Source organism: Rickettsia honei RB (genome assembly GCF_000263055.1).
GTDB lineage: Bacteria > Pseudomonadota > Alphaproteobacteria > Rickettsiales > Rickettsiaceae > Rickettsia > Rickettsia rickettsii.
In genome coordinates, this window is record NZ_AJTT01000005.1 from 115,858 (window position 1) to 130,000 (window position 14,143).

A 14,143-nucleotide genomic window follows, 5' to 3' on the forward strand; every position below is an offset into this window, starting at 1 on the left:
GGAATCCAGTAATTAAAAAATATAAATACAGTAAGTTTTTAAAACTAAAAACTCGATTTATCTCGCTTTACCCTGGATTCCCGCCTATGCGGGAAAATGACATAAGCGAGCTATGCAACAAAACCTAAACTCCCCAAATATTAGCAATTTATATTAATATGTCAAATGTGGTGCTTATTTATTTTCTGTTTCTAAGCATCTTGATTTTATTAATTCATCTACAAGAGAAATGTTTTCGTCCGTAGAATCAGTGTAATTTTTGACTATTGTTTGTAATGCAGATAAAGCTTGGCTTGTAGTATCTTTCGTTTTAACTTTCTTTCTTCTTTGTAAATTCTTTTTTAAGGCAGTTGATAAATTATCAAATTTAGCCGGTGATTTGGCTTTTTGCGGTGCTTCTTTGATATAGTTGGTAGATGACATAAATAATTATCTTTTCACATTAGCATTATTATATTATATTATGGATATTTTGGAAAATAAAACTATAAATAATCTATGAATCAAAGTAATATAATCTCTCCTGAGTTACTGGATGAGAGAAGAAATATTGCAAGGCAAGGGGGTGGTGAAGCTAGGATCAACGCACAACATCAAAAAGGTAAGTTAACTGCACGAGAACGCATAGAAGTATTATTAGATCCGAATAGCTTTACCGAAACAGGTATGTTTGTATCCCATAGATGCGATAATTTTGGGATGCAGGATAAAAAGTTTTTAGGTGACGGTGTTGTAACGGGACACGGTACGATAAACGGTAGGTTGGTATTTATTTATAGCCAAGATTTTACCGTACTCGGCGGCTCTCTCGGCGAATATCATGCTAAGAAAATCTGTGATATTATCGATCAAGCTATAGAAACCGGTGCTCCCGTAATCGGTATTAACGACTCAGGGGGAGCAAGAATTCAAGAAGGGGTTGATGCTCTGGCCGGATACGGTGAATTATTTCAGCGTAATGTTTTAGCATCGGGTGTCATCCCTCAAATTACCCTAATTATGGGCCCTTGTGCCGGTGGTGCGGTATATTCTCCTGCCTTAACCGATTTTATATTTATGGTTAAGAATAGTTCTTATATGTTCGTAACTGGTCCCGATGTAGTAAAAACCGTTACGGGTGAAGAAGTAAGCCAAGAAAAGCTCGGCGGTGCTAGGATGCATACCACTAAAAGCGGCGTTGCCGATCTTGCATTTAACAATGATATAGAAGCATTGCTTGAAATTCGTAAATTCTTTAATTTCCTTCCGTCATCCAATCGTAGTCCTCTTCCTGTTCGTTCGACTGTTGATCCTGCCGATAGAGTTGATATGTCGCTTAGCACGTTAATACCTAACACTCCTAATAAGCCTTATGATATGAAAGAGCTTGTTGAGCGTATCGTTGATGAGGGAGAATTTTTTGAACTACAACCTGATTTTGCTAAGAATATCATTATTGGCTTTGGTTATATGGAAGGTTATCCGGTAGGATTTGTGGCTAATCAGCCTTTGCATTTAGCAGGATGTTTAGATATAAACGCCTCAAGAAAAGCAGCAAGATTTGTTAGATTTTGTGATGCTTTCAATATTCCTATAGTAAGTCTTGTTGATGTGCCTGGATTTCTGCCTGGTACATCCCAAGAGCATGACGGTATTATTAAACACGGGGCTAAGCTGTTATACGCTTATGCGGAAGCTACAGTGCCGAAGATTACTGTAATTACCCGTAAGGCTTATGGAGGTGCTTATATAGTTATGAACTCCAAGCATCTTAGAGGCGATATAAACTATGCTTGGTTTAATTCGGAAATCGCTGTTATGGGGGCAGAGGGAGCAGCCGAGATAATATTTAAGGAAGAATGTAAAAACCCTGAAGCTAAAAAACAAAAAATCGATGAATATAGGAAAGTAGTAACTTCGCCTTTTGTTGCGGCATCTAGGGGATATTTGGATGATATTATAAGACCGCAAAATACCAGATGGCGAATATGTAAGGCGTTAAATTTCCTGCGTACTAAAAAAGTAGAACTGCCTTGGAAGAAGCATGATAATTTGCCGCTTTAGCTGTCATCCCGTGCCTTGACCACGGGATCTCAGAATACAGTCTGTGACACAAGACCCCGTGGTCAAGCCACGGGTGACATTAGGATATAAAAAACTATGAATAAACCATTATTTGATAAAATTTTAATTGCTAATCGTAGCGAGATCGCCGTTAGGATAATACGTACCTTAAAAAAGATGGGGATAAAGTCGGTTGCAGTATATTCTGAAGCAGATACAAACTCAATGTATGTGCAGCATGCAGATGAGGCTTATTATATAGGTGATTCTCCTGCAACGGAAAGTTATTTATCTATTAAAAATATTATTTCGGCGATTCGTGAAAGTGGCGCAAGTGCAGTACATCCAGGTTACGGTTTTTTATCAGAAAATCCAAATTTTGCCAATATTCTTAAGAGAGAAGGTGTTGTTTTAATAGGACCGAGTGCCGGAACTATTAAAAAAATGGGCGATAAAATCGAAGCAAAAAAGATAGCGATAGAAGCCGGAGTTAGTACCGTGCCAGGTTATATGGGAACTATAAACGATGTTAAACAAGCTATAGATATTGCTAAAGAGATTGGTTTTCCGGTAATAGTAAAAGCGGCTGCCGGCGGTGGTGGGCGTGGTATGAGAGTAGTGAATAATCCCGCTGAAATGGCCAATGCTTTTGAGTCGGCAAAGCTTGAAGCAGCCAATAGTTTTAGTGACGATAGATTATTTATTGAGAAGTTAATTCAAACTCCCCGTCATATCGAAATTCAGCTAATTGCCGATCAATACGGCAATAGTGTATGTCTCGGAGAGCGGGAATGTTCCATACAGCGTCACCATCAAAAAGTAATCGAAGAAGCACCAAGTTCTTTTATTACTGAAGATATAAGGCAAGAAATGTATCGGCAGGTAATATCCTTATCTCAAAAAGTGGGATATTATTCGGCCGGTACCGTTGAGTTTATAGTAGATAGCAATAAAAATTTCTATTTTTTAGAGATGAATACTAGGTTGCAAGTCGAGCATCCTGTTACTGAGCTAATTACCGGTATAGATATCGTTGAAGAGATGATACAAATCGCAGCCGGCGAGAAATTGTCATTTACACAAGATGACGTAAAATTAAAAGGTTGGGCATTTGAATCACGAATTTGTGCTGAAAACCCAAGCCGAGGTTTCTTACCTTCTAGCGGTAGAATTATAGCTTATTCCGAACCTGCAAAGAGTCCTAATATTCGTATAGATACAGGGATTGGGCTTGGCGGCGAAGTAAGTATGTTTTATGACTCAATGATTGCAAAATTATGTACTTACGGTGAAACAAGAGAGCAGGCAATTGAGCTAATGCATTCTGCTTTGAGTTCTTATATAATTAACGGTATTGCTCATAATATCAGTTTCTTAGAAGCGGTAATGCTACATCCACGCTTTGTTAGCGGCGATATTTCTACTGCCTTTATTCAAGAAGAATATCCTGACGGTTTTTCCGGAGCTAGTCTAACTTCAGAAGTAACTACCGTATTTTTAGCAACGGCTATTTTTATTTATATATCGGAGCAAAGACGTGCTTCTTTAATTTCCGGCAATATTAACAATCAGGCTAACAAAATAGGTACAAGGTGGGTAGTAACTATCGATGATAAACTATTTCCAGTATTAATTACACCTGTTGAAAACGGCTATAATATACGTCACGAAAGCGATAGAATATATATTCGTAGTAACTGGAATTTAGGTAATGAACTTTTTACAGCTATAATTAACGGTAAAAAGACAAATGTGAAAATTGAGAATATCAGAACCGGTTATTTATTATCGCATGCCGGTATTAGCGTAAAAGCCTTTGTACGCTCTCCTCGTATCTCAGAACTTGAAGCGTTGATGGTCTCAAAAGTAGTGGTGGAAGAAAGCTCCGAACTACAAGCTCCTCTAAGCGGTCAGATTGCTGCGATAAAGGTGAAAGAAGGGCAGGAAGTGACGGCAGGACAAGAAATTATGATTTTAACTGCTATGAAAATGGAAAACCTGATTCTTGCCGAAAGAGACGGAAAAATAGCTAAAATTTTTGTTAATGAAAAGGATAATGTTATAAGAGGGCAGGTATTATTAGAATTTGCTTGATATATTAGATTCTGTAAAGGATAATTCCATTATTTATATTTTCAGATATTTTTTAGCGAAAATTAATAAGATGTTTGCAGTAATAGTTGTTCCTATTTCAAAACAATCTTATAATTTGCAGCAAAGAAGAGCAAAAATATATTAATTTAATTTTCCTTCACAGAACCTAATATATTGTCTTTCGCTTATAATTCGCTACTATAGTAAACTCAGCTCCATTTTATGACAAGCGTAAGGGTAGAGCCTATATATTAATAGGCAAGACAACGAACAACGAAGTACAAAATGGAGATCAGTTTACTATATTCATTTATTTAGAATTAATTAAGTCAAAATTTTTCTCAATAACTGAAATATTTGAGCTAGCTTTTCAAGTAGATAATGATTTTTGTTTACCTTATTATATGCCTCTACAGCTTCTGTAAATTCTTCTTGATTAAAGGTAACACTCTCCTAAATAATATTGTGCTTCTTGATAATAATTAGAGCTTTTGTGTATTTTACTATACATGTCTATAGCTTCTTTATAATTTCTCATTCCTAAAATAATTATTTCCTTCCGTAAGATTTGGATGAGCCATGGTTCCTCCGTATTTTAATTAGATTTTTTTATAAAAAAGTATATATTACCATGAAATATGATTCTCATGTTTCGTGGTAATATATATGTATCTAATAAATGTGTAAGAGGTTTTGTCGTCATTGTGAGGAAAATTGTGAGTTTTGATTAAGCAATCTAGTTAAAAATACTAATATTATTAGTATTTTTAACTAGACCCCATGGACAGGCCATAGGATAACAATTAGGAAACTGGTCCACGCAACAACGTCTATGCAGGAATGACATAAGAGCAGGCAATGAAGCAATCTTATCGTAGGAATGACATTATTAAAGCTCAGAATCAAATATTTTTATATCACCGCCTAAAGACGTTTCTTCATCAAGTCCCTCAAGGGCAAAAGTGCGAAATATACCTGATTTAGAAGGAGTATGTTCTAACCTAGAGCCTGTGTTAGGTTTTTCAGTTTCAACCTTAAAATCAGAAATATAGCCCTCGTCTTCTACTACAGTATTTGTATTTATTGGAATTTTCTTCCCGCTAGAATAATCTTCTAACAGTGCTTTAATTCAGTGCTTTAATTTCTGCGAAATTTTGTAAATCTTTAGATAGTTGTTTTTTGAATTTAGCAAATTTTTGCTTTATTTGTTCTGATGATAAATTCTTATATCCGTCATAATGTGATGATATATGTGTTTTTCATATCCTCTCTAATATGTATTGGTGGTTAGGATTATTAGCTTTTTCACACAATGTAGAAATCTCAGTGATTTGAGTGAGTTGACACGATACATCGCTATGTAAGTTATCTTTTTCCCATCCTTTAACATTATAGTTAGCACTGTGTTTAAGTAAATATTTTACTATTGTGACCTGCCCATACTCTGATGCAAGCATTAAAGGTGATACATCTGTATTGCCGTTAATCGTTACCCCTGCATCTAATAATGTTTTTACTGCATTTAAATTACCGTATATTATTGCTACTTCTAGAGCTACATCTAAATTAGCATTTTTAGATAAAAGATACTTTGCAATTTCTTTTCTATTGTTTAAATTTGCGGTACTTAATGGTGTGTTAAACGATATTCAGTATTAACATCAAAACCGTATATTTCAACAAATTTTTTTTAATTACTTCAAGCTTATTTTCGTTTGTTGCTTTAAAAAAGATTTGCTTATGAAGATCGTTTACATTTTGACCACCTTGTGCTGCTTCTTCTAAGGTTGTATTTAAATAAGTTGCTCCTTTTATTAAAAGATCACATGTAATGTCTATTTTGTAAGGTTCTTCCAAACCGGCAGTAACATTTAGTATATTAGATAGTATATTAAAACCATAATGACTAAAATTTACATTCACTCCTTTTTCTTCTACAAAATACTTTACTAAAATTAAACTTTTATTGTGTATTGCTTGTATTAGGCTGGGATTAGGTTCAAACGTTGATTAAGTAAATATTCAGCTTGTGCATTATTGTTTTTATTTATTTTACACCTTGCGATATAAGGTCTTCCATGAGATTTATTTTATTTAAATTCGGATCATCTAAGCTAGCTATAATATTTAATGCTGTCCCGTCTTTAGGATGCAACGTATCAAAATATTGTTTTAAATACCCTAGAGTTATTACATTTTCTGTTTTAGTAGTTTCCGGCTTAGTAGTTCTTTTAATTTGAGAACCCCATGGAGCTGTGGAGGAGTTGTGCATGATAATTTACCTTAAATTAATTTATAGCGTGCGTACTATAGATTAATCTAAGTAAATTATCAACATCTTAATTGATAGTAAAATAATTTACGATTTCTTAACTTTAAGTTGTATTTGATGGTTCTCTAATTCTACTTTACTTACATAATCAGGCGTGAAATTTTTAGCAAACTCGCCTAAAGTTTGTTCTTTAATAAAGTCTCCATAATTATCAATTATCTTAGATAAATTAAACTCGCTTATTATCTCAATTAAAATCCTGTCAGTGATAGAGAAATCGGCATCTTTTCGAGCCTGTTGTATAAAGCGTACAATGTCTCTTGCGTATCCTTCTTCTATTAACTCAGGTGTTAGCTCTAAATCAAGTATTAACAAGCTACTATTATTCTCAAAACTTGTTGCTCCTTTGATATGTGAATACGGCTCTAAAACTAGCTTATATTCGTCACTATTTAAGGTTTCACCGCATATAGCTAAACCGCCTGCGATAGCTTCCCACTCACCTTTTTTAGAAGCGGCTATAATCTCTTTCATTTTATGCGGCAAACGTTTACCAAGCATTGGGAAATTAATCGATAGTTTTTTGTTTGCGTAATTCTCTAGATCGTCACGATAAATTACCGCCTTAACATTAATTTCATCTTTAATTAAATCTTCAAAATCTTTGAGGTTGTTATTATGTTTACTGATAATAGCTATGCTAGCAAGTGGCTGCCTTACCCTGATATTTTCAGTGCTTCGGATAAATAGGCTATTACTGCAAATATCAAGCACGTTATCCATAGTAGCAACCAGCTCGTGATTTATTTCAAAGTCTGAGAGAGTAGGGTAGTTGCAGAGATGTACGCTAATCGCGTCATTGCTAGGCACTGAAAGTGCCGTGGTAATCTTATGAGATACTCCTGAAATTGCTTTATCAAGACTTGTGTCTTTCCTCGCAATGACGTTTGATTTTTCTGAGAGTGCCGTGTCATTACGCTCCTCACAATGACGTAATCCCTTATATATCGCTTCCGAAATCATAGGCACTAGTGCCGACATCGCAATAGCCATGGTGTCTAAACATGAATATAGAGTATTATAAGCATTTTGCTTATCTGTATCTTTTTCGCTTTTCCAAAATCTAGCACGGCTTCGTCTTATATACCAGTTATTCAAAACTTCAAAAAATTCTGAAACTGCATGATAAGCTGTTTGCGTATCGAAATTATCTAAGCTCTCTTCAATTTTTTGTACGGCTATTTTAAGCTTAGATAATATATAAACATCAAGTACGTTTTTAGAGCTAAAATTAAGCTTGCCTTTAAGCGAATCGGCATTAGCATACATCGTAAAGAAATGGTAAGCATTCCATATAGGTTTGATAAATAGACGAAGCGTATCAAATACCATTTTGCCGTCTTTATCAATTAATAGCTCCTGACCTTTAACAACGTTTGAAGATAACATCGTAACTCTTAAAGTGTCAGAGCCGTATTTATCAAATAGTTCCAGCGGATCGGCGTAGTTATTAAGACGCTTTGAAAGTTTTTGACCTGTAGAGTCTAAAATTACGCCGTGGCATATACAATTTAAAAACGGTGGGCGATCAAATAAAGCGGTAGATAGCACCATTAAAGTATAAAACCATCCGCGTGTTTGAGCTGAATACTCAACTATAAAATCAGCCGGAAAATGATCCTCAAACCACTCTTTATTTTCAAAAGGGTAATGGGCTTGCCCATATGGCATTGAACCGCTTTCAAACCAGCAATCAAACACGTCTTCTATTCTACGCATTGTTGATTTACCGGTTGGATCGTCGGGATTTGGTCTTGTCAGTTCATCGATAAACGGACGATGTAAATCAGTAACTTTAACACCAAAATCTTTCTCTAATTCCTCTATAGAGCCGTAAACGTCTATGCGTGGATATTTTGGATCATCGGACTTCCATACAGGCAGCGGCGTTCCCCAGAATCTATTACGGCTTATCGACCAATCACGGGCATTTTCAAGCCACTTACCAAATAAATTATCTTTAACATGGAAAGGTATCCAGTTAATTTGCTGATTTAATTCTACCATTTTATCTTTAAATTGCGTAACCTTTACGTACCATGACGGAACAGCCTTATATATAAGAGGCGTATCTGTTCGCCAGCAATGAGGATAATTATGAATATACTGCTCGGTTTTTAGCCAATTTCCTTGTTCTTTCAGTTTGATTATTATTTTGTCATTTGCATCAAATACTTGTAAGCCCTCTAAATCAGGAATTTCTTTAGTGAATTTACCGCTATTATCAACAGGACAAACAAGCTCAATACCTTTCGATTCACAAAGTATTTGGTCATCTTCACCAAAGCCTGGAGCCATATGTACGACTCCCGTGCCGTCACCCTCAACCACGAAATCGCCTGCAAATATCTTGAAGCTGTTTGGATGATTCTCGAAATAGTCGAATAAAGATTTATAGTTCAATCCTTGAAGTTCTGAGCCTTTAATTATCTCAAAATTTTCTTCACCGCTAAGTCCTAATTCTTTAGCATATTTAGAGACGGAATAGGCAGCTATTATATAACAAACATCATTTTTAGGGACTAATGCATAATCTATATCACTACCGACTGCTAAGGCTAAATTTGACGGTAATGTCCAAGGTGTTGTCGTCCAAGCGAGTATACGGTATTCTTTAAAAGATCTTGTGGTCGTAGCCACGGGATGAGATAGTACAAAACTCACCGTTACAGCTTTATCGGCTCGTTCACGATAAGAATTATCAAGTCTTGTTTCAAAATTAGAAAGCGGTGTTTCGCATGCCCAAGAATAAGGCATTACCCGCATAGATTCATATAATAACCCCTTATTATATAACTCCTTAAATGCCCAAAGTACGGATTCCATAAAACTCTTATCCATCGTTTTATAAGAATTTTTAAAATTCACCCATCTTGCTTGACGAGTTACATATTCTTCCCAATCATTAGCATATTTCATGACCGAAGCTCTGCAATGTGCATTAAACTTTTCTATACCAAAATTAGCTATTGCAAGACGTCCTGAAATGCCAAGTTCTGTCTCTGATTGCATTTCAGCAGGAAGACCGTGACAGTCCCAACCAAAGCGACGCTCGACTTTCTTACCTTTTACGGTTTGGTATCTAGCATATACGTCTTTAATAAAGCCGGTAAGCAAATGACCGTAATGCGGCAAACCGTTTGCAAAAGGCGGGCCGTCATAAAAAATAAATTCTGACTCTCCGTTCCTATCATCAATAGATTTTTGGAATATATTATTGTCTTGCCAAAATTTTAGTACCTCTCGCTCTAAGCCTGCAAAATCAGCATTCGAGCTAACTTCAGGATAATATTTAGTATTTGTCATTATTTTAGAAATTATTTTTAAAAATATCTTCATTATATGCAAGAGAGGTCATAATACAAGAATTTTTAAGGTATTTAAGAAAGTAATAAGGTGTATTACAGATTAAAAGATGATATAGACATTTTGTCTAACTCAATTCATTTCACTATTAGTTACTACCTATCGTTTCAGCTGCATAAGCCGGATAATATTTGTGCTTCGTATCCTAAATACTGCTACTATTCATTTCAATATTTAAACATTACTTCAACTCTAGTATATTTTGTTAAATCGCTAAGGCACTGTGCTTTAGCATCACTTTCTACTTTATTACTTAAATTTAGTAGGAGCTTTTGTTTTTGCTCTAAATTAATAGTTTTCATAAGAGCTAGCAAATCACAGATTTTAAATATTAAGTTCTTTATTGTTATCTTTATACTATTAATATCTTCATTATATTTCACTTCGTTAAATTTTTTCACTTGAATCTCTTTATACTCAGGTACATTCTTATATTTAGTAACAGTACGGCTTTTTATCGTCTCTTTCTCTATCCGTGCTTTTTTATAAATTGGCTCATAGCCCTTAATTTGCCTTATACATACGTTATAATTTAATAGTTGGATATATAAATTGGTTTTGCTAAAGAAATATCATCATAAGTTTTTAATTTTTTCCTAGGTGGATAAGTATATATTGGCTTCGGCTCGATTTGTTTAGTTTCTTCTATAAGCTCTTTTTCTAAATATTGTTGTTCTTCGGTATAGGCGATTTCTTTTAAACCTACATATTTCTTTTCTGTTTTATAAGAATAATATTTGTCATCATTTATCTTCTCTTGAAGATCTAAATTATTCAGAGAAAAGTATCTTTAGTGTTTTTGAATTTTCACCGAAATAACTTATAGGGATAACTTGATTATTAACTAATGTTCTATCATGTTCTTTATTAGAACATTCTTTTTTAAATTGAGTTTTCATATTATGTGAATTAGCGAATCAAAACAATATTGCAACTTAATTGTAAGCTAGCCCAAGCTTTGTCTGCTGTATATATCGGATAATTTTTTCCTGTCCTTTTTCTTCCGCAAGTAAAGCCATCAAGGAAGAAGAATCAAGAATTATTGTTATGAGAAGACATTATTGGGTTACAAGTTAAAATTTAGAATTTTCTTTATTCGCTTCTTGATATTTCTGTTTTAAAAATTCATCAACAAATGATTCTGATTTAGAACCATGTTGTTTAAACAATGCTTGAGCTTCTTTTACAGTCTTATGACAAGTGATTAAATGTAATTCATTATTAACTTTATTTATAAGTTTCAATAGCATTTTTATATTTGATATGGAAGTTAATATTACCCATTAAGCATATCTACGTAAACATTCTAACTATGGGGATCTTTGAAGGGGCGAGTAATTTTTTCATCTGTGAGAAAGTTTTTACTATATTTTCTAAGGCAGTCTCAATCAATTTATCGGTTTCAATATAATTTTCCGATTCGTCTTGGATATAAAAAAGAATAGATGAAACATAAACCGAGAGCAATAAGCTTCTTTTGGTATAATAGTTAAAATCAAGAGATTTATCACCGGCATAACGCCAAATAGCATCACAACTACGGAATGCAACTTCAGTTCCTTGTATTGGGTTTAATGCAAAATAAGCGGCATTCTTACTATGAATAATAGGAAGTACGGTTTTGACCCTAGTCTTTACGGCCAAAGATATTTTTTCTCTTATTTTTGATGGTTCTGCTATTATCTTTAAGCTTTCTAGCATAATATTATCTAAATACTCTTCCAAGAATCCTACTATTTCGGATAAACCTTCTGGAAAAACTATTAAGCTATAGCCTTTTGCGAAACCGCATTTTTCTTCTGCTTCTTCGAGTAGTGTATTATTCCATTCATTAAACGGTAATAATTCTAATAAAGATTGCACGAAGCTTATTTTTTTGATATGGTGTTCTTCTTGAATGCTCATATTTTTAACCTTGACATATAACTGAATTATAGGGTATAGTTCAATAAACCACAATATCTTTTAAGGAGAGTAATTTTAGTGATACTAGTAAATGTTCACGCCGGTAATTGTGATAATACGCTTAAGAATTTTAAGAAAAAGCTACAAAGGGAGCTTTATTTTCGTAAGATGAAAGAACAGCGTTATTATGAAACACCTTCAGCGAAGCGTGTTCGTAAAGCACAAGAAGCAGCAAGAAGACAGAGAAAATTTGCTCGTAAAAAAATGTTTGATGAATAAAATTTCAAACAATTTTCATACTAAATATAAAGCTAGAAATATTAATATTTCTAGCTTTTTTTATTGTCATCTAGTTGCTTGACCATGTGTTGTACAAACGTTCAAGATGTCATTCCTGCGAAAGCAGGAATCCAAAAAATAGCCATACAAAATTTTATGTATTTGATGAAATAAATATAATAAAAAAACAAGTTTTTATATGTTTGACTGGATTCCCGCTTCCGCGGGAATGACATAAAAACAATCAATGCAACAACACCCCGCTTTTGCAGAAATGACAATAAGGCACTTAAAACTTGAAATATTTTCAATTAGCTTTTTTTTATGTTATAAAGAACTGTTATAGTCATATAAACAGTATCTATGCTTAGTTATCTTAAACAAAATTTACATTCTTATTTTTCTAGTAGAGTACTAATTTTTACTTTAGCAACAGCAGCTATTATTTTTGCTTGTGCTACTTTTTATGTGATATCTTTAGAATCAAAGAATTTTAGTACGATTATTGGATTTTTATTAGTTGATTTAGCAATTTTTTTAATTTTAGGTGTTTTACTAACTCAAAAATTTTTTACTAAAAATAATAATAACGATAGTTCTAAATTACAAAATCGTATTGTAATTGCCTTTAGTTTAGTTGCAGCTATTCCAACTATAATTGTTTCGGTATTTTCTGTTTATTTTTTTAATCTTAGTGTTCAAGCTTGGTTTGATAAGAAGATTTCTACGGTTCTTGATCAATCCGTGATAGTTGCAGAATCTTATATTGCCGAGCATAAATTACAGCTAAAAGAAACGGCTTTAGCCGTTGCTGAAGATTTAAGCGATATGTATTACGATTTAATTCACAATCCCGCTTTATTTACTAAAACACTTAATACTGAAGCAGAGATGCGTTCGCTTGATGAGGCTATAGTTTTAAACAAATCTACTAATACTATAGTAGCTAATAGTTATTTAAGTTTTTCATTATCATTTGCAACTATCCCTGCACATTTAATAAAAAAAGCGGATTTAGGTGAACTGGTGGAAGTAAAATCCGATCCAACCAAAATAAGAATGCTGATTAAATTAAAAGAGTATAATGATGTGTATTTATTAGTTGGTAGATTAGTAGATAATAAAATTATCGACCATGTAGATGCAACTAACGGAGCAGCTGCCGAGTATAATAGCCTTAAAAATGAAATAGATAATATACAGATTAAGTTCTCTATAATGTTTATCTTTATTGCCTTATTACTTCTTTTTGTAGCTATAAGTTTCGGGGTTATATTTACTGCTAAAATAGTAAAACCTATTAAAAAATTAGTTACTGCAACCGATAACGTTAAAGACGGCGATTTAACGGTACAAGTGCCTGAAAATGAAGTAGATAAAGACGAAATAGGCACGCTTTATGTGGCATTTAATAGAATGATTAAGCAGCTTTCTCGCCAGCAGCGTGATTTAGTTATAGCACAGAGGGCTATGGCTTGGTCGGATGTTGCAAAAAAAGTAGCCCATGAAATCAAGAATCCGTTAACTCCTATTTTACTTGCTTCTGAAAGATTGCTGAAGAAATTTAGCCCTGAAATTAAGGAAAGGGTAGAATTTGAAAATTATTTAAAAATGATTATTCGCCATACTAACGATATTAAAAATATAGTATCCGAATTTGTTCTTTTTGCACGTCTTCCTGCTCCTAAATTTACGAAGAGTGAATTAGTTTATTTAGTTAAACATATTGTTGAAGCACGTAAATTACTTAATGATAATATTTTGTATAAATTTGAGTCTAACGTAGAACAATTTGATTTTATGTGTGATGCTACCCAAATAAATCAAGTTATGATCAATTTATTGAAAAACGCAGAAGAGTCAATAGAAGGACGAGAATCCGGGAAAATAGAAGTGACTATAGATGTTAAAGATGATTTTATTAGCGTTATTGTAACGGATAACGGTAAAGGATTCCCGCCTGAGCTAATAGGCAAAGCTACCGAAAGCTATGTTACGACCAGCAGTAAAGGTATGGGAGTAGGGCTTGCTATAGTTAAAAGAATAGTCGAAGAACATTGCGGCATTCTAGATATAGCAAACAGAGAAGCAGAGGGAGCAATAATCGATATAAAATTTGATTTA

Annotated in this window: 12 protein-coding genes and 2 pseudogenes (1 of these 14 cut by a window edge); 4 read left to right on the forward strand and 10 right to left on the reverse strand. The window is 33.7% G+C overall.

Annotation, left to right across the window (positions count from 1 at the left end):
* Positions 1-174: 174 nt before the first annotated feature.
* The gene (locus WSW_RS0106135) at positions 175-423 is read right to left on the reverse strand and encodes a hypothetical protein (RefSeq protein ID WP_016917461.1); all 249 of its coding nucleotides are present in this window, start codon (positions 421-423) and stop codon (positions 175-177) included.
* 75 nt (positions 424-498) lie between these two features.
* Here WSW_RS0106135 and WSW_RS0106140 point away from each other — a divergent pair, with 75 nt between their 5' ends.
* Together WSW_RS0106140 and WSW_RS0106145 are read left to right on the forward strand one after the other, a co-directional pair.
* Positions 499-2,043, forward strand: coding sequence for an acyl-CoA carboxylase subunit beta (locus WSW_RS0106140; RefSeq protein WP_004997890.1), 1,545 nt, complete (start codon positions 499-501; stop codon positions 2,041-2,043).
* A gap of 96 nt (positions 2,044-2,139) precedes the next feature.
* Positions 2,140-4,137, forward strand: coding sequence for an acetyl-CoA carboxylase biotin carboxylase subunit (locus WSW_RS0106145; RefSeq protein WP_012151112.1), 1,998 nt, complete (start codon positions 2,140-2,142; stop codon positions 4,135-4,137).
* A 1,259-nt stretch (positions 4,138-5,396) separates the two neighbouring features.
* Here WSW_RS0106145 and WSW_RS0106155 read toward each other — a convergent pair.
* From WSW_RS0106155 to WSW_RS0106195, 9 genes and pseudogenes are all read right to left on the reverse strand, one after another.
* Positions 5,397-5,675 (reverse strand): ankyrin repeat domain-containing protein, encoded by a 279-nt coding sequence (locus tag WSW_RS0106155; RefSeq protein ID WP_238528549.1) that lies wholly within the window; start codon positions 5,673-5,675, stop codon positions 5,397-5,399.
* A 3-nt stretch (positions 5,676-5,678) separates the two neighbouring features.
* Positions 5,679-5,786: pseudogene (locus WSW_RS1000000114010) on the reverse strand (ankyrin repeat domain-containing protein); the annotation flags it as partial.
* Positions 5,765-6,060, reverse strand: a pseudogene (locus WSW_RS1000000112395) (hypothetical protein). The pseudogenes WSW_RS1000000114010 and WSW_RS1000000112395, both read right to left, overlap by 22 nt.
* A 124-nt stretch (positions 6,061-6,184) precedes the next feature.
* The gene (locus WSW_RS0106170; protein ID WP_016917465.1) at positions 6,185-6,409 is read right to left on the reverse strand and encodes a hypothetical protein; all 225 of its coding nucleotides are present in this window, start codon (positions 6,407-6,409) and stop codon (positions 6,185-6,187) included.
* Positions 6,410-6,496: 87 nt separating this feature from the next.
* Positions 6,497-9,775: an isoleucine--tRNA ligase gene (ileS, locus tag WSW_RS0106175; RefSeq protein ID WP_029375020.1), complete on the reverse strand. Its 3,279-nt coding sequence runs from the start codon at positions 9,773-9,775 to the stop codon at positions 6,497-6,499.
* Positions 9,776-10,002: 227 nt separating this feature from the next.
* Positions 10,003-10,236 (reverse strand): hypothetical protein, encoded by a 234-nt coding sequence (locus WSW_RS01000000108660; RefSeq protein WP_016917467.1) that lies wholly within the window; start codon positions 10,234-10,236, stop codon positions 10,003-10,005.
* Between the two features lie 369 nt (positions 10,237-10,605).
* Positions 10,606-10,734: a hypothetical protein gene (locus WSW_RS1000000113670; RefSeq protein WP_014362393.1), complete on the reverse strand. Its 129-nt coding sequence runs from the start codon at positions 10,732-10,734 to the stop codon at positions 10,606-10,608.
* Positions 10,735-10,908: 174 nt separating this feature from the next.
* On the reverse strand, positions 10,909-11,085 hold the full coding sequence (locus WSW_RS1000000112150) for a hypothetical protein (RefSeq protein WP_016917468.1): 177 nt from the start codon (positions 11,083-11,085) through the stop codon (positions 10,909-10,911).
* A 43-nt stretch (positions 11,086-11,128) separates the two neighbouring features.
* Positions 11,129-11,740: a COQ9 family protein gene (locus tag WSW_RS0106195; RefSeq protein ID WP_016917469.1), complete on the reverse strand. Its 612-nt coding sequence runs from the start codon at positions 11,738-11,740 to the stop codon at positions 11,129-11,131.
* Between the two features lie 78 nt (positions 11,741-11,818).
* Between WSW_RS0106195 and rpsU the strand changes: the two genes are divergently transcribed.
* Together rpsU and WSW_RS0106210 are read left to right on the forward strand one after the other, a co-directional pair.
* Positions 11,819-12,019 carry a 30S ribosomal protein S21 gene (gene rpsU, locus WSW_RS0106200; protein WP_012148483.1) on the forward strand — a complete coding sequence of 67 codons (201 nt, stop codon included), beginning with the start codon at positions 11,819-11,821 and terminating at the stop codon, positions 12,017-12,019.
* Between the two features lie 363 nt (positions 12,020-12,382).
* Positions 12,383-14,143: the 5' portion of a sensor histidine kinase NtrY-like gene (locus tag WSW_RS0106210; protein ID WP_016917470.1), read on the forward strand. The gene runs 39 nt beyond the window's last position; only the first 1,761 of its 1,800 coding nucleotides appear in the window; the start codon lies at positions 12,383-12,385; the stop codon falls past the right edge of the window.

Coding starts and splice junctions, on each gene's coding strand:
- WSW_RS0106135 (WP_016917461.1), bottom strand. CDS start 423: ATGTCATCTACCAACTATATCAAAGAAGCACCGCAAAAAGCCAAATCA.
- WSW_RS0106140 (WP_004997890.1), top strand. CDS start 499: ATGAATCAAAGTAATATAATCTCTCCTGAGTTACTGGATGAGAGAAGA.
- WSW_RS0106145 (WP_012151112.1), top strand. CDS start 2,140: ATGAATAAACCATTATTTGATAAAATTTTAATTGCTAATCGTAGCGAG.
- WSW_RS0106170 (WP_016917465.1), bottom strand. CDS start 6,409: ATGCACAACTCCTCCACAGCTCCATGGGGTTCTCAAATTAAAAGAACT.
- ileS (WP_029375020.1), bottom strand. CDS start 9,775: ATGACAAATACTAAATATTATCCTGAAGTTAGCTCGAATGCTGATTTT.
- WSW_RS1000000113670 (WP_014362393.1), bottom strand. CDS start 10,734: ATGAAAACTCAATTTAAAAAAGAATGTTCTAATAAAGAACATGATAGA.
- WSW_RS1000000112150 (WP_016917468.1), bottom strand. CDS start 11,085: ATGCTATTGAAACTTATAAATAAAGTTAATAATGAATTACATTTAATC.
- WSW_RS0106195 (WP_016917469.1), bottom strand. CDS start 11,740: ATGAGCATTCAAGAAGAACACCATATCAAAAAAATAAGCTTCGTGCAA.